This is a genomic window from Streptomyces sp. NPDC037271 (genome assembly GCF_055603605.1).
Map to the genome: position 1 here is coordinate 1 of NZ_JBVJVN010000041.1, position 19,976 is coordinate 19,976.

Sequence of the window (19,976 nt, forward strand, 5' to 3'; positions counted from 1 at the left end):
CTGGGCGCGCTGGCCCTCGCGGTGCGCCAGTGGCGCGAGGCGCGGGGCGTGGACGCCGACGGCGGGGTGCTGGTCGACCTGGAGGGCCACGGCCGTGACAGCGACCGGCCGGACGTGGACCTCTCCCGCACCGTCGGCTGGTTCACCCGCGTCCATCCCGTACGGCTCGACGTCACCGGCTGCGGGGACGACCCCGCGGACGCCGTCAAGCGGGTCAAGGAACAGCTACGGGCGGTTCCCGGTGACGGCGCGGGGTACGGCCTCCTCCGCCACCTCAACGCCGGCACCGCGCCCGTGCTCGCCGGTAGCGCCCGCCCCCGGGTCGGCTTCAACTACCTCGGCCGCACGCCGACGTCCGCCTCCCCGTCCGGCGCGGACTGGTCGCCGGTCGCACAGCCCGGGGGACCCGACGCCGATCCCGCCACCCCGCTCGCGCACGCCCTGGACATCAACGCCGTCACGGTCGACGGGGCGGACGGCCCGGTGCTGTCGGCGACGTTCGCGTGGGCGGGCGGTCTGCTCGACGAGGCGGAGGTGCGGGAGCTGGCCGAGCGGTGGCTGCGGGCACTGGAGACCCTCGCGGCCACGAACGCCGAGGCAGGCGGGCACACGCCGTCCGACTTCCCCCTCGTACCAGCCCTGACCCAGGAGCAGGTGGAGGCCCTGGAGGCCGCCCACCCGGGCCTGGAGGACGTCCTCCCGCTCTCCCCGCTCCAGGACGGCTTCCTGTTCCACGCGCTGTACGACGCCCAGGACACCGACGTCTACACCGCCCAGCTCGTACTCGACCTGGCCGGCCCCCTGGACGCGCGGGCCCTGCGCGAGGCGTGGACGGCGCTGCTGCGCCGGCACGCCAACCTGCGGGCCGCCTTCGTGCACGACGCCACCGGCACTCCCGTCCAGGTCGTCGTGCGCGACCCCGGACTGCCCTGGCGCACCGTGGACCTGACCGGCGTACCGACGACGGAGCACGCCGTCCGGCGTGACCGCGTCGCCGAGGAGGAGCGGTCGGCCCGGTTCGACCTGTCGCGGCCTCCGCTGCTGAGGATCGCGCTGGTCAAGCACGACGACGACCACCACAGCCTCGTCCTGACGCCGCACCACATCCTGCTCGACGGCTGGTCCATGCCCGTGCTGCTCCGCGAGATGTTCGCGCTGTACGCGGCACGGGGCTCGGCGGCCGGACTGCCCGCCGTCACCCCGTACGGCGACTACCTCGCCTGGCTCGCCGCCCAGGACCGGGAGGCCGCCAGGGCCGCCTGGACCGCCGAGCTGGCCGGGCTGGACGAGCCGACGCTGCTCACCCCCGGGGCGGCCGGTACGTCCACGGCCGAACCGGGCCACGTCACCCTGGAACTGCCCTCGGACACGGTCGAGGCCCTGCACCGGCTGGCCCGGGAGGCGGGCCTGACGGTCAACACCCTGGTGCAGGGCGCCTGGGCGGTGCTGCTGTCCCGTATGACGGGCCGTGACGACGTCGTCTTCGGCGCCACGGTCGCGGGCCGCCCGCCGGAGGTCGCCGGGGTCGAGTCCATGGTCGGACTCTTCATCAACACGCTGCCCGTCCGGGTCGCCCTCGACCCGGGGGCGACCGTCCGCCGGACGCTCACCGGACTCCAGACCGGCCAGTCGTCCCTGATGGCCCACCAGCACCTCGGACTGAGCGAGGTCACGAGGCTGTCCGGCCACCCCGCGCTCTTCGACACCCTCGTGGTCTTCGAGAACTACCCGGTCGACCGGGAGTCGCTCGCCCCGCGGGAAGGCGCCTTCGGGCCGCGGCTCACCGGGGTGAAGGGCCGGGACGCCACTCACTACCCGCTGAGCCTGATCGTGACCCAGGGCTCCCGGACGGCCGAAGGCTCACCGGACTCCCCGGGCGGTGCCCTCACCCTCCGCCTCGGCTACCAGCCCGCGCACTTCGACCACGCGGCCGTGACCGCGCTGGCCCAGCGGCTGGGCCTGCTGCTGCGGGAGTTCGCCACGGAGCCCGGCCGGAGGCTGGCGGCCGTCGACGTGCTCCGTGACGAGGAACGCGAACTGGTCCTCACCCGGTGGAACGACACGGCGGTGCCCCTCGCGCCGGCCACCCTCCCCGAGCTGTTCGCCGCCCAGGCCGCCCGTACCCCCGACGCGCCGGCCGTCGTCCACGGCACACAGCGGCTGACCTACGGCGAGCTGGCCGCCCGCGCCTCCGCCCTCGCCGGCCGACTGCGCCGGGCCGGAGCAGGACCGGAGACCCGTGTCGCCGTCGCCGTGCCCCGCTCCGCCGAGCTGGTCACGGCCCTCCTGGCGGTACTCGAGACGGGCGCCGCGTACGTCCCCGTCGATCCGGGCCTTCCGGCGGAACGCGTCGCCCTGCTCCTCGAGGACACCGAACCGGTCCGCATCCTGGTCACCGAGGCGGTGGCGGCACGGTCCCCGCTGCCCGCGGGTGACACGCCCGTCCTCGTCGTGGACGCCGACACCGGCGACGGGACGCCCGCCCCCGCGATGGGCACCGCCCCCGCGATGGGCACCGCCCCCGCGATGGGCACCGCCCCCGCGATGGGCACCGCCCCCGCGATGGGCACCGCCCCCGCGTCGGACACCGCTCCTGACCCGCGCAACCCCGCCTACGTCATCCACACCTCCGGCTCCACCGGCCGGCCCAAGGGCGTCGCCGTCTCGCACGAGGCCGTCGTCAACCGCCTGCTGTGGATGCAGGACGCGTACCGGCTCACCGCCGGGGACCGGGTGCTGCACAAGACCCCCACCGGTTTCGACGTCTCCGTGTGGGAGCTGTTCTGGCCGCTCGTCACCGGCGCCGCCCTGGTCGTCGCCCGTCCCGACGGGCACCGGGACCCGGCCTACCTCGCGGAGCTGATACGCGCCGAACACGTGACCACGGCGCACTTCGTGCCGTCGATGCTCGGCGCGTTCCTCGACGAGCCCGCCGCGGCCGGGTGCACCGGACTGCGCCGGGTGGTGTGCAGCGGTGAGGAGCTCCCCGCCGACCTGGCGGCCCGCTTCCACACCGTGCTGCCCGAGGTGACGCTGCACAACCTGTACGGCCCGACCGAGGCGGCCGTCGACGTCACCCACTGGGACTGCGAACCGGACGCCCGGGGCCCCGTGCCGATCGGCCGGCCGGTCTGGAACACCCGGGCGTACGTGCTGGACGCGGCGCTGCGTCCGGTGCCGCCCGGGGCCACCGGCGAGCTGTACCTCGCCGGGGTACAGCTGGCGCGCGGCTACCACGGCAGGCCCGCCCTGACCGCCGAACGCTTCGTCACCGACCCGTTCGGACCTGCCGGGGCCCGCATGTACCGCACCGGCGACCTGGCCCGATGGCGCTCCGACGGCGCCCTGGAGTACCTGGGCCGCGCCGACCAGCAGGTCAAGGTGCGCGGGGTACGGATCGAGCCGGGCGAGGTCGAGGCGGTCCTGCGCGCCCACCCCGGCGTCGCCCGCGCCGCCGTCGTCGTACGGGCCGACGGACAGGGCGAGGCCCGGCTGATCGCCTACGCCGTGCCCGCCGTCGCCGGCCCGGCCCCCGCGCCCGTCGAACCGGCCCTGCTGCGGCAGTACGTCGCCGACCGGCTGCCGGAGTACATGGTGCCCGCGGCCGTCGTCACCCTGCCGGACCTGCCGCTCACCGTGAACGGCAAACTGGACCGCGGGGCGCTGCCCGAACCCTCGTTCACCGCGGCCGGAGTCGGCCGCCCGCCGCGCGACGCCGAGGAGCGGCTGCTCTGCGAGCTGTTCGCCGAGGTGCTCGGCGTGGACCGGGTCGGCCCCGAGGACAGCTTCTTCGAGCTGGGCGGGCACTCGCTGCTCGCGGTCCGGCTGCTGGGCCGTATCCGCTCGGCCACCGGCTCCGGCTCCGGTTCCGGTTCCGGTTCCGGTTCCGCCCTGGGTATCCGCTCGCTGCTCGACGCGCCCACTCCCGAGGCCCTGGCCCGTCTGCTGCGTTCCGGCGGCGGGCACGGGACCGCGGCCGAGGAGGCCACGCGGGCCCTGGAGGTCCTGCTGCCGCTGCGCGCCACCGGCACCCGGCCGCCCCTGTTCTGCGTCCACCCGTGGGCCGGGCTGAGCTGGCCGTACGCCGGCCTGCTCCGCTCCCTCGGCGAGGACCGGCCGCTGTACGGGCTCCAGGCCAGGGGGCTGGCCCGGGACGAGGAACCGCCCGCGTCCGTGGGCGAGATGGCCGAGGACTACCTGGCCCGGATCCGCGAGGTCCAGCCCGAAGGCCCGTACCACCTGCTGGGCTGGTCCTTCGGCGGCCTGGTGGCCCACGAGATGGCGGTGCGGCTGCGCGAGGCGGGGGAGGAGGTCGCGCTGCTGGCCCTGCTCGACGCCTACCCGCCGGACGCGACCGCCGCCGTCGCCGTCGCCGTCGAGCGTGCCGAGGCCGACGGCTCGCCCTCGCGGGACTGGTCGGACGGCGACGTCCTCGCCCGGCTGCTGCGGTTCCTCGGCCACGAGGCGTCCGGCTTCCCGGACGGCGGCCCGGTGGACGCCGAGGCGGCCCGCGAGGTCCTGCGGCGCGAGGGCGCGCCCCTCACCGACATCCCGCCGCGCACCCTGCGGGTGTGGCCCGGCATCGCAGCTCGCCACGCCCGGCTGCAACGGGAGTTCGTCCCCCGTCACTTCGACGGTGACGTCCTGCTGTTCACCGCCGAACCGGACCCGGGGACGGACGCGCCGGCCCCCGCGTCCTGGGCGCCGTACGTCGGCGGACGCCTCGACCCGCACCCCGTCGCCTGCGGCCACCACGACATGACGCTGCCCGGCCCCGTCACGGAGATCGGCCGTGCCGTCGCGGAACGTCTGGCGAGCACCGACCGCCCCCACACCCCCTGACCCCTGTCCGACCGCCCCACCCCCACCCCCGACCTCTGTCCAACCGACCACCCCCACCCCTGACCCTGTCCGACCGGCCCCACCCACCCCAGTACGGAGCACCCCCATGACCAACCCCTTCGAGAACGACGACGCCCAGTACCTGGTCCTCGTCAACGACGAACTCCAGCACTCCCTCTGGCCGGTCTTCGCCGACGTCCCCGCCGGCTGGACCGTCGCCCTCCCGGCCTCGAGCCGCCAGGAGTGCCTCGACCACGTCGAGAAGAACTGGACGGACATGCGGCCCAAGAGCCTGGCCGACGCCATGGCCGAGCAGTGACCACCCCGGACCCCCGCTTCCGGTCCTCGACCACCCCGAACCCCCCACTCCCGGCCCTCGACCACCCCGGAACACCCCGTGAGGAGAACGACATGACAGACACCGCACCCGCCGCCTCCCTCCGCGTCGGCCACGTCGAGCTGTACGTCACCGACGCCGAGGCCGCCGCGGCGGCCTTCACCGACGGCTACGGCTTCCAGGTCTGCGCCACCGCCGAACGCGGCGGCCCCGAGGGCGCTTCCCGCTCCCTCGCGCTGCGCCAGGGCGACATCGTCCTCGTGGTGACCCAGGCGCTCGACGACCGCCACCCGGCCGCCGCCTACGTGGCGCGGCACGGCGACGGCATAGCCGACATCGCGCTGACCGCCCCCGACGCCCGCGAGGCCTTCGCCGACGCCGTCTCCCGCTCCGCCACGTCCCTCGCCGAGCCCGCCGAGCGGGAGGGCTGGGTCACCGCCGTCATCGCCGCCGGCTTCGACGACGTACGCCACACCCTGGTCCAGCGGCCCGCCGGCGACACGGACGCCGCCGTCCCGCTGCCCGGCTTCGAACCGGTTACCGGGTCCGCCGCCTCCGGGGAGCCGGCGCCGGTGGGCCTGACGGTCCTCGACCACGTCGCGGTCAGCGTCCCCATGGGCCGGCTGGCCGAGACCACCGGCTACTACGAGCGGGTCTTCGGCTACGAGTCCGTGTACGAGGAGCTGATGGTCCAGGGCACCGAGGCCATGGACTCCAAGGCCGTCCGCAGCCCCGCCGGGGACCTCACCTTCACCGTCCTCGCGCCGAGCCCGGAGCACGACGCCGGTCACATCGGCGACTTCCTGGAGCGGCACGGCAGCGGCGGCGTGCACCATCTGGCCTTCGCCACCACCGACATCATCGGCACCGTCGACCGGATGCTCGAGCGGGGCATCGTCTTCCTCGGCACCCCCGACACGTACTACGACCGGCTGGAGCAGCGCCTCCAGCTGAACCGCCACTCGATCGCCGAGCTGCGCAAGGGCCGCATCCTCGCCGACGAGGACCACGGCGGCCAGCTCTTCCAGATCTTCACGCGGACCGTCCACCCCAAGCGCACGGTCTTCTACGAGATCATCGAGCGCGCCGGCGCGGACAGCTTCGGCGGCGGCAACGTCCGCGCGCTGTACGACGCCGTACAGGCGGAGAAGGCCGAGCACGAGGCCGCCGCGAACGCCGACGGGGAGACCGCATGACCGACCCGGCACTCGCCGGCCTGCTCACCCCCGCCGACGCGGAGGCCCTGGCGGCGGCGGTCCTGCCCGCCGCCGTGGAGCGCTTCGTCGGCGGGGCGGCGGGCGCGGAGCTCACGCTCCGCGCCAACCGCGCCGCGTTCGACCGGCTCCACCTCGTCCCCCGGGTGCTCGCGGACGTCTCGTCCGTGGACACGACCCGCACCCTGCTCGGCACGGAGAGCGCCCTCCCGGTCGCCGTGGCCCCGATGGCGTACCAGAGGGCCGTGCACCCGGACGGCGAACTGGCCGCCGCCCGCGCCGCCCGGGACGCCGGTGTCCCGTTCACCGCGTGCACCTTCAGCAGCACCGCCGTGGAGGACATCGCCGCCACCGGCGCCACCACCTGGTTCCAGCTGTACTGGCTGCGCGACCGCGGCCACACCGAGGAGCTGCTTCAGCGCGCGGAGGCGGCCGGCTGCCGCGCGCTGATGCTGACCGTCGACACCCCGAGGATGGGACGCCGGGCGGCCGACATGCGCGGCGCGTTCGCCCTGCCCGACGGGGTGTCGCCCGTGCACTTCGGTCCCCGCCCCGACGGTGTGCCGCGCACCGCGAGCAGCGGCGTGAGCGCGGTCGCCGCGCAGACCGCCAACGTCGTCGACCCGTCCCTCGGCTGGGCCGACCTCGACTGGCTGCGCGAACACACCCGGCTGCCGCTGGTCCTCAAGGGCGTGCTGGACCCGGCCGACGCCGAACGCGCCGCGGCCTGCGGTGCGGACGCGCTGGTGGTCTCCAACCACGGCGGCCGCCAGCTCGACGGCGCCCTGCCCGCGCTCGACGCCCTGCCCGCCGTGGCCGAGGCCGTCGCGGGGCGGTGCGAGGTGCTCCTCGACAGCGGGGTCCGCAGCGGTACGGACGTCCTGAAGGCCCTCGCCCGCGGCGCGGACGGCGTGCTGCTGGGCCGTCCCGTGCTGTGGGGCCTGGCGGCCGGCGGGCACCAGGGCGTGCTCAGAGTCCTCCAACTGCTCGGCGAGGAACTGGAGTCGGCGCTCGCACTGGCAGGCTGCCCGGACCTCGCCGCGGCGGCCCGGCTGCGCGCCGTCGCCGGCCCGGGAGAGGAACCGCGATGACCGCGACGACCGCGACGACCGCGATGGCCACGGCGAGCACGGCCACGCACGGCCTGGATTTCAGCGCGCTGCACCCCGCGGTGGGTGACCCGCTGCTCTCCTCGATGAACTTCCTCAACGAGATCGCGGGCCGCCACCCGGACGCGCTCTCCCTCGCCGCCGGCACACCGTACGAGGGGTTCTACGACGTCGAGGACATCCACCGCGCGCTGCGGGTCTTCGGCGACCATCTGCGCACCGAACAGGGGTACGGCGAGGAGCGGGTCCGGCGCACCCTGCTCCAGTACGGACGCACCAAGGGCATCATCCACGAGCTGATCGCCCGTCAGCTGTCCGTGGACGAGGGCATCGACGTCGACCCGGAGGCCGTCCTCGTCACCACGGGCTGCCAGGAGGCGCTGTTCCTCACCCTGCGGCTGCTGCGCCGCGACGACCGCGACGTGCTGCTGGCCGTCACGCCCGCCTACGTCGGCGTCACCGGGGCCGCGCGCCTCCTGGACCTGCCGGTGCACCCGGTCGCCGAGGGCCCGGACGGCGTCGACCTGGACGACCTGCGGCGGCGTATCGGCGAGGCCCGCGCCGCCGGGCTGCGCCCGCGCGCCCTGTACGTCGTCCCCGACCACGCGAACCCCTCGGGCATCCGGATGCCGGAGCCGGTACGCCGCGGCCTCCTCGACCTCGCGGACCAGGAGGACATCCTCCTCCTGGAGGACAACCCGTACGGTCTCTTCCCGCGCCGGGGGCACCGGCTCCCGACCCTGAAGGCGCTGGACACCGCACGCCGTGTCGTCCACCTCGGTTCACTGGCGAAGACGGTGTTCCCGGGGGTACGGATCGGCTACGCGGTGGCCGACCAACCGGTGGAGTCGGGACCCTACCTGGCGGACCTGCTCGCCAAGGCCAAGAGCATGGTCACCGTCAACACCTCGCCGATCGCCCAGGCCGTGGCCGGGGGCAGGCTGCTGGAACACGGGTGCAGCCTGGTCCGCGCCAACGAACGGGAGAGCGAGGTGTACCGGGAGGGCCTCGACCGGATCGTCGACGGGCTGGCCCGCCGCTTCCCCGACCCGTCGGCGTCCGGGGTGAGCTGGAACAGCCCCGAGGGCGGCTTCTTCGTCGTCGTCGACGTGCCGTTCGACGTCACCGACGCGGTCCTGGAGCGCTCGGCCCGCGACCACCGCGTGCTGTGGACGCCGCTGCACCACTTCTACGACGCGGCGGCGTCGGAGACCGGAGCCGGCGTCGGAGCGTTGCGCCGTCTGCGCCTGTCGTGCAGCGCCCTCGGACCGGAGGACATCGAGGAGGCACTCGACCGGTTCGCCGCCTTCGTCCGCTCCGCCTGAGCACAGTGTGTCCGGCCGCGCAGGTCACACCGGCCACATAGGCCAGAAGATGTCACTGACGCCTCATGTGTCACTTCGATGTCGTCCCCTCGTCATGTACTGATCACTTCGCACAGATCAACTTGCTCGACAAGTGGCGTGAGCTGACGATGGATGAGAACGCGGAGAGACGGCATGGCCGAACCGGCTGACATGGTGGCGTTACCCGCGCCGGTCGACACGCTCCTGGCCGCCGCCGTCGCACGGCGCTTCTACCTGGAACAGCTGTCGAAGGTGGAGATCGCCAAGGAGTTCGGCATCAGCCGGTTCAAGGTGGCCCGCCTCCTCGACGCGGCCGTGGCCCACGACATCGTGCGGATCGACATCACCGTCCCGGCCGAGATCGACGTCCGGCTCGGGCGGGAGATGACCGAACGGTTCGGGCTCCGTCACGGCATCGTTGTCAACCTGACCCGAGGCGACGGCGGCACGGCGTCCCCCGCGGACCAGCTCCGGAGCGGCCGTTGGCTCGGCACGGCGGCCGCCCGGCTGATCTCGGAGATCACCGAGGAGGGCGACGTCCTCGGGCTGGACGGCAGCCACGCGGTGGACGCGCTCAGCGAGGCGGTCACCCGGCTGCCGCTCTGCGACGTGGTCCAGCTGACGGGGGTGCGCGGGCGGGACCTCGCCCATGACGCCGCGATCACCGCGGTCCGGCGTACGGCCGCGGTGGGCGGGGGCAGGGCGTTCCCGCTCCACACCCCGTTCCTCCTGCCCGACGCGGCCACGGCCGCCGTCCTGCGCAGCCAGCCCGACACCGCCGAGACGCTGGGCCGGTTCGGTCTGCTCACCAAGGCCGTCGTCGGCATCGGCGCGTGGGACGCCCCGCACTCCACGGTGTACGACGCGCTGTCCGAGCGGGAGCGGGAGACGCTCCGGGAGGCGGGCGCGTGCGCCGAGGTGGCCGGCCACGTCCTGGACGCCGTCGGCCGGGTGATCCCCACCGAGCTGAACGCCCGCACGATCGCCGTCAGCGCCGCCGAACTCCGTGGCGTCGCGGAGCTGATCGCTGTCACGGCCGGTGGACGTGGCACCGGGGCGGTCCGCGCCGTACTGAGGTCCGGACTGCTCACCGGAGTCGTCACGGACGCCGCGACCGCGCGCGGCCTCCTCCAGGACGACGAACCGGACGGCATGACACGGACCGCACTGTCGTCCCGATGCACCGAACGAGGACAGCGATGAGCCAGCAGGACGGGGCACTTCCGCCCGTTCCGGACGACATCCGTGAGGCCGGACGCCTCGCCCCGGACCACTGGCTGGGGGTGGTCGACCCGATGTGGTCCGGAGCGGGGAAGCCCCCGGAGTGGGCGATGACCGGCCGGTGGCGGTCCGGCCTCGACGGAGAGATCGTCGCGTGGGAGGACAACCCCGGATACCGGCCGTCCCCGCGTGCGCTCGGCTGGCCCGAACCGGAGGACGAGGTGGACCGCGCCGTCCAGCTCGCGTCGACCGGGTACGGGCCCGGCGAGGCGGTGCCGGCCGCGCTGGTGGGGCGCGAGGTGGCCGTACTGACGGCACCGGGCGGCGGGCCGCTGAGTGCGGTGGCGCCGGACGGGACGCCGGTGGTGCCGGTGTTCACCTCGTCGGTGTTCCTGCACGCGGCGGGGCGCTTCGCCTTCGAACTCGTCGGTGCGGACAGCCTTTTGACGCGCGTCCCCGATGGGCACGCGCTGTATCTGAACCCCTCGGCCGCGGTGGGCATGCTGCTGGACCTCGACGCCGTACGCGACGCGGTCCGGGACGGTGCGGAGAAGCGGCCCCCGGCTGCCGCCCCGGGCCGCTCCGGGCGGGTGCTGACCGAGGCCGTGCACCCGGTCCGGGGGACGGACGCGTGAGCCGCTGGTCGTCCGTGATGCCGGGCCGGGGACGCAGGTCCGGCACCGGCACCGGTACGGGGCGCCGCGGCACGGCGCTCCCGGCCGACGGCGCGAACGGCACCGGAAACCGGAGCGGTGGCGGCCCGCCGGTCGAGGACGTCGACGGCGTGCTGCTCGTGCGCTCGGTCGAGGACGACTCGTTCCCCCTGGACGTCGTGGCCGAGGTCGCGGGCGCCGTCGGGCGGGAGGAGGACGTCGTCACGGTGATCGTGGGCTCCGCCGCCGGAGGCGGGGCCCCCGGCGCCGACCACTGGGCACGGCTGGGCGCGCTGCTGGACTCCCTCCGTGCGCGGGGCACCGACCGGATCCGGCTCGTGATGTCCGGTGCCGGCGACGACCGGCCCGACCGGCCCGGCATCGCCCGTCGGATCGCGGACGCCTGGGAACTGGAGGTGACGGCTCCGGACGGGGCCGTCCTGATCACGCCGGGGGGCACGCTCTTCGTCCACGGCGACTCCCGCCCCGGCAGCGCCTGGTGGCGGTTCGCGCCCGGCGAGGAACCCCGGAGGGCGGGCCGGCGCGCACCCGCGCCCGCCTGGGAGGAGGCGCTGGACGGGGTGCCCGCGCGCACGGCCGGCGGCTGTGTCGTGGACCGCGTCCCGGCGGGCGTGGTCATCCGCCCGGCCGAGGCGCCCGCGCCCGCCCCCGACGACCTGTGCTTCTCCGTGCCCGTCGACTTCGAGCGCCTCACGGTACTGGTCGGTGCCCCGCAGGCGGAGGACGTCGCCGCCGACGAGGTCGCCGCCGTACTCGCGGGGCTGCCGGAGGCGGAACGCGCCCGTACCCGGCTCGCGCCCGGCGGCCGGCGTGACCTGCTGCGGCTCGGGCAGTCGGTCGCCGACCTGCTGCGCACCGAGGTGGAGGTGCTCACCGGCCTGCCCCTGCTCGACGACCACGCACCGCCCGGCACGCCTCCCCGGCCCACGCTGATCGGACGGGACGGCAGGCCGAGCTGGCGGCCGTTCGTGCCGTCCGTGGTCTGCGGGCCGGTCGACTCGCAGGGGCGGGCCCCCGTACCCAGGCCGACGGAGCTCCGTCCGCCCGACTGGATACTCGGCGGCGGCGAACGGGGAACGGTACGGCTGACGGACCGCTGGCAGGCGACAGTGACCCGCGCCGGTCTCGCCCTGTGGGCCCTGGACGGCCCCCGCCCCGGGCCACTCGGGCCGGCCGTCGACCCGGAGGCGTGCGCCATCGAGCTGGGCATGCCGGGACAGCCGCTGGACGGCTCCCTGCTGCCCGCTCTGGCCCGCCTCCTGCGCGGCCTCGGGACCGACCTCCGGTCGCGCACCACCCTGCTGGTCCGCGGCAGACTCCTGGCGGGCGACGGCGATCTCCGCCGCCTGGCCGCCGAACACGGCATACCGAACATCCGCTACGTCACCACCGGCCGGCCCCCGCGCCCCGGCACGGCGACCCGCCGACCGGGCACGGCCACGGAACCCGGCCGTGTCCCGCCGCCCCGTGGGGCGACCCGTGGGGCGGTCCCTGGGACCGGCACGGTCGCTGCATCGCCGGCTTCCGGGCCCGAGACGCCGGCGCCCGCGCCCGCCGCGCGCCCCGAGGCCCTCCAGGGTGGCGGGGCCGCGGCAGCGAGCGGTGTCGTCGGAGGGCCGGTCGCCGTCGCCGGGCCCGGTGCGTCCCCGGGCGCCCGACCGGACGCGAATGCTCCCGGCGGGCCGGTCGCCGGTGCCGGCGGCCCTGTGCCGCCGGTGCCCCCTCGTGAGGGCGGGCCTGTCCCGACACCGGACTCCCCACCGGTCGGCGAGGCGGCCGAAGCGGACGTGGACGCCGCCGCCCCCGCAGCTGCGACGGGTGCGCCGCCGAAGCCTCTTCCGGAGGGTGCCCGGGAAACGGAGCCCGGGGCGGCCGTGCCCGCCGTGTCGTCCGAGCCCCGTGCGCAGGCGCGGCCCGCCGAGGGGGCCACGGCTGCCCGGTCGCCGGAGACCGGGGCCGGCGCCGGGGGCGAGGGCGGGCAGAGGGCTTCCGCGCGCGTCGCTTCGCCGGACGGCGGGACGGCTGCGGAAGCCGCGCGGGCCCGGTCGGGAGCTGCCTCCCCGGCCGGGGCACGTCCCGGAGCCGACGGCGAACGGGGAGACGGTGCCGTCGGAGAGGCGGAACGTGCCACTGCTGGAGGCGGTGTCGTCGGCGGGATGGGCCGTGTCCCTGGTGGAGACAGTGCCGTCGGCGGGATGGGCCGTGCCCCTGGTGGAGCCAGTGCCGTCGGCGGGGCGGGCCGTGCCCCTGGTGGAGCCAGTGCCGTCGGCGGGGCGGGCCGCACCGCCGGTGAGGGGGGCGGGCCAGGGCCGGACGGAGGCCGGGCCGGGAACGCCGAGGCGCGGACGGGGTCGCGGGGGCGGGTCGGCGAGGCGCCGGCCGTACACCGCGCCGCCCCTCCGTTCGCACCCGGGCATGTCAGTGGGGCCGCCGAGCGTGCCGCGTTCCGGGATGCCGCGGCCGGTGCCTGGGAGGGACACGCCGCCGCGGTGTCCCGGATGCTGACCCGGATGCCCGCCCTGCGCGGTCACGAACTCGATGCGGCGCGGACCGATCTCGTCGCCGCGCACGCCTACCTCACCGCCGAGGAAGGGCCGTTGCACCACCGTGAGCTGATCCGTGACCTGCAGTCGGGGGAGGGACGCCTGCTGCCCTACGCCGGATGCCTCGCGTCCGCTCTGCGCCGGCTGCCCTCCTACCGGGGTGTGGCCCTGCGCGGCGAGGACGCCGGCGGCCCCGAACCGGCGGTCGGCGCGCTGCTGCGCGAACCCGCTCCGGTCAGCGCCCTGGCCGGTTCCTCGGCGCTCCCCGCCGGGGCCCCCGTGCGCTACGCGATCTGGTCCGTCACCGGACGCAAGGTCCGGCAACTGCTCGACCGGCCGGGCGGCTCCACGGAGGGGTACGAGGAGATCGTCTTCGTGCCGGGGACCGGCTTCCGGGTGCTGGGGGCAAGGACCGGGCCCGCCGGCTCCTCCGTCGTACTGCTGCGTGAGCTCCCCGGGAACGCGACCGCCTACATGGACGGGTCCGAGGAACTGGGCGGGCTGGACCTCAAGGCTCTCGCGCACCTCGAGGAGGCGCTGGCCAAGGGCTTCCGCACCGGCGACGGAACGCGGTGGCCGGAGCGCTGTTCCGGGCCCGTGGGCCAGGACGGGTAGCGAGCGGGGCCGCGCCGAACGACCACCCATCACCCCCGCAGTCCCACACAGATCAAGGAGAACGATGGCAAGCCAGAAGAAGCCGCCGCCCGCGCCCGACGGGCCCGACGGCACGGGTGGCTCGTCCGTCCGCAGGGCCGTCTCCCTCGGATCGGCGGCGGCCGACCCGGGCCCGATGCTGGCACCGGCCGCACGGCGTACGGCCGCACCGGAGCCGGACGAGGGCGGCGCCGAGGCAGCAGCCCGGCCGGCCCCGGACACCGCTGAGAGCGAGGCCGCTCCCGAGCCGCCCGCCACCACGGGCGGTACGACCGGGAAACCGGCCGCGACGGCCGCCGAGTCCGGTGCGTCCGCCTCACGGCGGCGGCCGGAAGCGGGGAGCGAGAGCGCCGCCGAGCCGGCCACCGCCGTCCGGGCCACCCCGGACGCCGAGACCGAAAGGGCCGGCAGGGCCGAAGGAGTCGGCGGGGCCGCCGGAACCGCCGCGGCCGGTGGCGCCGGTGCGGACGGCCCGCCGTCCGGGAACCCGAAGAAGCCCCTGCTCGCCGCCGCCGGCATCGCGGGCGTCGTCCTCCTCGCGGTGCCGTTGCTGATCTGGGCCACGGACGACTCGCGGCAGGAGAAGAAGAAGGACGTGGCGGTGGCCGCCGGGTCCGACACCCTGCTCGAGGAGGAGCCCCTGGAGGTGCCGAAGGGCGACTACGCCCCGGCGGAACCCACACCGGAGCCCTCGACGAAGAAGCCGTCCGCCAAGCCGAAACCCGTCGTCGAGAAGGCGGTTCCGGTGACGAGTCCGGCGGCCCCGGTCAGCGAGTCGCCCGAGGCGACGGAGAAGAAGACGGAGAAGAAGGCGGAGACCCGGGCCGAGGAGCGCGAGGCTCCCGAGCTCCCGCCGAACACCGCCGCCTACGCCGTCCGGCGGCTGGCTGCCGAGGATTCCGGCCGGCACATCTGCTACCGGGTCCACAGGAAGGGGGCCGGCTGGACGAACCCGAGGTGCGACGGGGCCATGTCGGGCAAGGGGCTGCCGATCACGGCCATCAACATCGCGGTGGTCGGTGCCAAGAAGGTGTCCGCCAACGAGTTCGTCCAGAAGGACGGCTGGACGACCGCGTGGTCGAGCGCGGCCGACGCGACGGACCTGACGCTGGGCAGCGACGCCCCGAACGCGCCGAACCTCAGCGGTTACGCCATCGGCGTCGACGACGGCAACGTCTGCCACCACCACAAGCTCGGCGGGCACAACTGGGGCGCGTATCTGTGCGAGTCGTCCCAGGGCTGGAGGTTCGGCGGATCACTGAAGCCGGACGTGTGGCTGGAGAGCGTCAAGTTCAACCTCTGATCCGTCCTCCGAGGGACGCGACGGCGCAGCGGACGCCCGCCGGCTTTAGCCGGCGGGCGTCCGTCTTCTCCGGGTGGGCTACTGTCCCAGGACCTGCCGGACGGACAGGTCCTGGGGCAGCAGCGTCGTGAGGTCGGCGAGGCTGGGCGAACTCAGCCCGCCCAGCCGGCGGGCCTGGCTCGTCATCATCGTCTCCAGCAGCTGCCGGGCGAGCCGCGCGTTGCCGAAGGACCGGTCGCGCGGGACGGCGTCCACATGGGCGCGCAGCGCCTCGACGGTGGCGTCGGCGCACTCGTACCCGGAGGCGGCGGCGTGCCGGGACACGATGGTGACCAGTTCGTCCGTGCTGTAGTCCTCGAACCGCACGAACTTGGAGAACCGGGACGTCAGACCGGGATTGGAGGCGAGGAAGCGCTCCATCTCCTCCGTGTACCCGGCGACGACGACCACGATCTCGTCGCGGTGGTCCTCCATGAGTTTCAGCAGGGTGTCGACGGCTTCGCGGCCGAAGTCGTTGGACGAGCCCTCCGGGGTGAGGGTGTAGGCCTCGTCGATGAACAGCACCCCGCCCAGCGCGCTGGTGAAGACGTCCTTGGTGCGCTGGGCGGTGTGGCCGACGTACTGGCCCACCAGGTCCGCCCGCGCCACCTCCACCAGGGAGTCGCGGGGGAGTACCCCGAGCGAGTGCAGGAGCCTGGCGTACAGCCGGGCGACGGTGGTCTTGCCGGTGCCGGGCGGTCCGCTGAAGACGAGGTGGTTGCTGATCCGGGGGGCGGGCAGCCCCGCGGCGATCCGCTGCCGGGCGTTGGTCAGCAGACTGACCAGGTCGGCGACCTCCCGCTTCACGGCCGCGAGCCCCACCATTGCGGTGAGTTCGGCCATCGGGTCGGACGCGTCGTCGGCGTCCTGTGCCGTCCCGCCGACGGCCGCGGCCTCCGCGTCGCCGACGTCCTGCGGCAGCAGCAGCGTCAGGTCGTTCTCCGCCGGGTCGGTCATGGCCGCGAGCCGGAACGCCTGCCGGTCCACCATGTCCTCGAACACGCCGCGGGCGGCGCGGCCGTTGCCGAAGGTCGCGTCGCGGGTCATCTGCTCGAAGCGTACGGCGAGGGCCTCCCGGGTCAGCGGCCCGAGCTCGAACTGGTGCCGGTGGCAGAGGCTCTCGGTGATCGTCACCAGCTCCTCCACCGCGTAGTTGCCGAACTCGATGGTGCGGGTGAACCGGGAGGCGAGACCCGGGTTGGCGGTCAGGAACGACTCCATCTGCTCGGAGTAGCCGGCCGCCACCACGACCACGTCGTCGCGGTGGTCCTCCATCAGCTTCAGCAGGGTGTCGACGGCCTCGCGGCCGAAGTCGTTGGACGTCCCCTCGACGGTGAGCGTGTAGGCCTCGTCGATGAACAGCACCCCGCCCAGCGCGCTGTTGAACGCCTCGGTGGTCTTGATGGCCGTGCCACCGATGACCTGCGCCACCAGGTCGGCACGGGCGACCTCGACCAGGTGCCCGCTCCGGAGCACGCCCAGGTCCGCGAGGATGCTGCCGTAGAGGCGGGCGACGGTGGTCTTGCCGGTTCCGGGCGGCCCCGCGAAGATCAGGTGCCGGCTCATCGACGGGACGGGCATGCCGAGCCGGCGCCGGCGCTCCGCGAGCTGGTTCAGGTTGACCAGGGTGTTCACCTGGTGCTTGACGTTCTCCAGACCGACGAGCGCCTCCAGCGCGGCCAGCGGGCCCTCGGGCTCCCGCTCCTTGCCGGACCCGCCCGGGGCGCCGTCCCCGGCCGTTCCGGCCGACTCGCCCCAGCTGTCCGGCAGGCCGTTGTCCGTGCTGGTCAGCAGCTCGACCGTGAGCCGCTCGCTCGCACGGCTCTGACGCAGTCCCGCGCCGCGGTTGTCGCGTACGACGCACCGGGTGACGTCCACCGGTTCGGAGCTGTCGATCCGCAGGCCGTCGCCCGTGCTCCCGGTGATCTCACAGGCGTTGAGGACGGCCCGGCCGCCGCGGGACACCTGGACGCCGTGGGCCTTCGAGCCGTGCACCCGGACCCGCTCCAGGGTGATCTCCGCGCCGTCCCGCACACCGACCCCGGCGTCGGCGCTGTCGCCGATCTCGCAGTCCCGCAGGGTGCCCCGGCCGCGTTCGCCGACGAGCAGGCCCGAGCGGGCGGCGGAGCTCAGCACGGTGTCGCTGATCTCGGGGCCGGAGTCGTCGTCGATGTGCAGCGCGCAGCCGCCGGCGGACTCGATCTCGCAGTGCTCGAGGCGGCCGCGGGCGTCGTCGGTGAACTCGATGCCGTGCCCGCCGGCGCCGGTGACCCGGGCGCGGCGCAGCAGGGGGTCGGCGGCGGAGCGCACCGAGATGCCGACGCCCGCCGCGTCCAGGACCTCCAGGCGTTCGAACTCGGCGGTGGAGTCGTCCGCGAGCTGCACCGCCCCGGCGGTGTCGGCGCAGTCGCTCACCACGGTGTCCCGCAGCAGCGGGGCGCTGCCCTCGACGACCCGCACGGCGGCCTCGGTGGAGCCGTGGAACGAGCATCCCTCCAGGGTTCCGCGCGAGCGGTCCATGACGAGCAGACCACTGGCCTTGGTACGCCGGGTGGCACACCCGCGCAGCATCGGGTCGGCCCCGCCGGAGATGACGACGCCGCTCTGCGCGATGGACTCGAACGAGGTCTCCTCGATCTCCGGGCGGGACATGCTGGTCACCAGCAGGCCCACCGAGGTGTGGTGCACGGAGCACCGCAGCACGCGCGTCGAGCTGTGGCCCTCCAGGGCGACGGCCGGCTTGTCGGTGCCGGAGATGTCGCAGCCCTCCAAGGTGCCCCGGGCCTCGCCGCTCGCGAGGACCCCGTTGGCCCGCGCGCCCCGGATCCGGCAGTCGCGGATCAGGGGCCCGGCCGACTCGCCGAGGACCACCGCGGAGGTGCCGAAGTTCTCGAACACGCAGTCCTCGACGATGCTTTCGGTCTCTGAGGAGTCGACCAGCCCGGCGCCGCCGGGGTTGCCGATCCGGCAGCCGCGGGCGGCCAGCGAGCCCTTGCCGCGGACCAGCAGCGCCGTCCACCCGGCACCGGTCACGGTGCAGTCGTCGAGGGCCGCCTGACCGGCCGGTACGTCCACGACCGCGGCCTCCTTGTCGCGGCCGCGGAGGGTCAGGGCGCTGAGCATCACGGCGTCGGCCATGAGGGTGACGGCGGTGCCGTCCCGCGGGCACAGTTCGACCGTGCCCGGCTCGCCCTCGCCGACGATCGTCACCCGGTGCCGGATGACCAGGTTCTCGGCGTAGCGGCCGGGACGGACCCGGATCACCGCCCCGGTGCGGGCCTGGGCCAGTGCCTCACCGATCGTCTGGAAGCCGTCCGGCCGTTCCGGGTCGACCGTGAGTATGTGACGTGCCACGCCTCGAACCTCCTTGTGCTGCTGCGGTAGTTGGCGTTGTACGCCGTGCATCTTGTGTGCATATCATGCGCGTCATGCGGAATGTCATGAAAGGCCGGAGTGCGGGACTCGTGCTGGCGATCGCGGTGGTCCTGCCGCTCACGGGCGGGCCGGCCCTCGCCCTGCCCGCCGTCCCGGCCGCGCCGGGCGCCCCCTCGGGGAGCCCCGGCGCCGACGGTCCGGGGGCCACACTGCTGCCCCCGCTGCCCGTCCGGCTCGGCGAGGGAAACCCCTGCACCGGTGCCTCGGGGCAGACGGCCACCGGAGCGGCGTGGTCGCAGACGGCGCTCGGACTGTCCCGGGCCCAGCGGATCTCCCGGGGCGGCGGGGTGACCGTCGCGGTGGTCGACACCGGTGTCGCCACCGGCGTCCCCAGCCTGTCCGGCAGGGTGGTGGCCGTCGACGGGGCGGCCGAGGACTGCGTGGGCCACGGCACGTTCGCCGCCGGCCTGATCGCCGCCGCGCCGGAGAAGGGCAGTGGCATCACCGGGGTCGCCCCGCGGGCGGAGATCCTGGCCCTGTCCGGCACCGACGACCGCGGAGTCCCGTCCGTGGCACGCGTGGCCGCCGGCATCCGGACGGCGGCGGACCGCGGCGCACAGGTCATCTACGTCGGCCACGCCCTGCGCACCGGCGAGGCCGAACTCACCGCGGCCGTCGCCCACGCCACCCGGCGCGACGCACTGGTCGTCGCCCCGGCCGCCCCGGACGCCGTGCCCCGCGAGGAGCAGGGGCCCGACGGTGAGATGCCCGAGGGGCCGTACTGGCCGGCCGCGGCCCCCGGCTCGCTCGCCGTGGTGGACTTCGGCCCCGGCGGCGTACGGCAGGACAACGCGCCGCCCGCCCACGAACCCGACCTGTCCGCGCCCGGCAGCGCGATGGTCAGCGTCGGCCCCGAGGGCTCCGGCCACTACATCGGTTCCGGGGCCTCGCTGGCCGCGGCGGGTGTCGCCGGTACCGCCGCACTCGTACGCGCCTACCACCCGGACCTCACGGCGGCAGAGGTGAGCCGCCGGCTCCTCGGCACCGCCTACCCGTCGGACACCCCCCGCCTGGACCCGTACGCCGCGCTGTCCCTGATCCAGGACCGCACGACGCCCTCCGCGCCGGCCCCCGCCCCCGCGCGGATGCCGCCCCCCGCCGACCCGACCCCGCGCAACCGCTCCCTGACGATCGCGGCGGCAGGCCTGACAACGGTCCTGCTGATCGCGGCCCTCGCCGCGGTCGTCCCCCGGGGCAGAACCAGGAACTGGCGGCCCCCAACAGCCTCCTAGCCACAACCGCACCGTCCGGGAGGCACT

The 19,976-nt window shown here is 75.1% G+C and carries 11 protein-coding genes; 10 read left to right on the plus strand and 1 reads right to left on the minus strand.

The window, feature by feature from the left end:
- The 9 genes from ACZ7G3_RS34990 to ACZ7G3_RS35030 form a co-directional block, all read left to right on the plus strand.
- The coding region (locus tag ACZ7G3_RS34990; RefSeq protein WP_470930662.1) for an amino acid adenylation domain-containing protein at window positions 1-4,842 on the plus strand (4,842 nt) is incomplete at its 5' end.
- 106 nt (window positions 4,843-4,948) lie between these two features.
- Entirely contained in the window at window positions 4,949-5,161 is a 213-nt protein-coding gene (locus ACZ7G3_RS34995) for an MbtH family protein (RefSeq protein WP_426603351.1), read from the plus strand.
- A gap of 92 nt (window positions 5,162-5,253) precedes the next feature.
- A complete protein-coding gene (gene hppD, locus ACZ7G3_RS35000; protein ID WP_470930665.1) occupies window positions 5,254-6,375 on the plus strand; it encodes a 4-hydroxyphenylpyruvate dioxygenase in 1,122 nt (373 codons plus the stop codon).
- Complete coding sequence (locus tag ACZ7G3_RS35005) at window positions 6,372-7,484, plus strand: alpha-hydroxy acid oxidase (protein ID WP_470930667.1); 1,113 nt, start codon at window positions 6,372-6,374, stop codon at window positions 7,482-7,484. The genes hppD and ACZ7G3_RS35005 overlap by 4 nt, the downstream gene beginning before the upstream one ends.
- Window positions 7,481-8,827 (plus strand): aminotransferase-like domain-containing protein, encoded by a 1,347-nt coding sequence (locus ACZ7G3_RS35010; protein ID WP_470930669.1) that lies wholly within the window; start codon window positions 7,481-7,483, stop codon window positions 8,825-8,827. Before ACZ7G3_RS35005 ends, ACZ7G3_RS35010 begins: the two co-directional genes overlap by 4 nt.
- Window positions 8,828-9,001: 174 nt before the next feature.
- Window positions 9,002-10,051 (plus strand): sugar-binding transcriptional regulator, encoded by a 1,050-nt coding sequence (locus tag ACZ7G3_RS35015; protein ID WP_470930671.1) that lies wholly within the window; start codon window positions 9,002-9,004, stop codon window positions 10,049-10,051.
- Window positions 10,048-10,704, plus strand: coding sequence for a type VII secretion system-associated protein (locus ACZ7G3_RS35020; RefSeq protein ID WP_470930673.1), 657 nt, complete (start codon window positions 10,048-10,050; stop codon window positions 10,702-10,704). Before ACZ7G3_RS35015 ends, ACZ7G3_RS35020 begins: the two co-directional genes overlap by 4 nt.
- Entirely contained in the window at window positions 10,701-13,901 is a 3,201-nt protein-coding gene (locus ACZ7G3_RS35025) for a hypothetical protein (RefSeq protein ID WP_470930675.1), read from the plus strand. The genes ACZ7G3_RS35020 and ACZ7G3_RS35025 overlap by 4 nt, the downstream gene beginning before the upstream one ends.
- A gap of 64 nt (window positions 13,902-13,965) precedes the next feature.
- Window positions 13,966-15,243, plus strand: coding sequence for a hypothetical protein (locus ACZ7G3_RS35030; protein ID WP_470930676.1), 1,278 nt, complete (start codon window positions 13,966-13,968; stop codon window positions 15,241-15,243).
- 78 nt (window positions 15,244-15,321) lie between these two features.
- On the opposite strand, the gene ACZ7G3_RS35035 is transcribed toward ACZ7G3_RS35030, so the two are convergent.
- On the minus strand, window positions 15,322-18,636 hold the full coding sequence (locus tag ACZ7G3_RS35035) for a right-handed parallel beta-helix repeat-containing protein (protein WP_470930678.1): 3,315 nt from the start codon (window positions 18,634-18,636) through the stop codon (window positions 15,322-15,324).
- A 74-nt stretch (window positions 18,637-18,710) separates the two neighbouring features.
- Between ACZ7G3_RS35035 and ACZ7G3_RS35040 the strand changes: the two genes are divergently transcribed.
- Window positions 18,711-19,949 carry a S8 family serine peptidase gene (locus ACZ7G3_RS35040; RefSeq protein ID WP_470930680.1) on the plus strand — a complete coding sequence of 413 codons (1,239 nt, stop codon included), beginning with the start codon at window positions 18,711-18,713 and terminating at the stop codon, window positions 19,947-19,949.
- The last annotated feature ends 27 nt before the right edge of the window (window positions 19,950-19,976 follow it).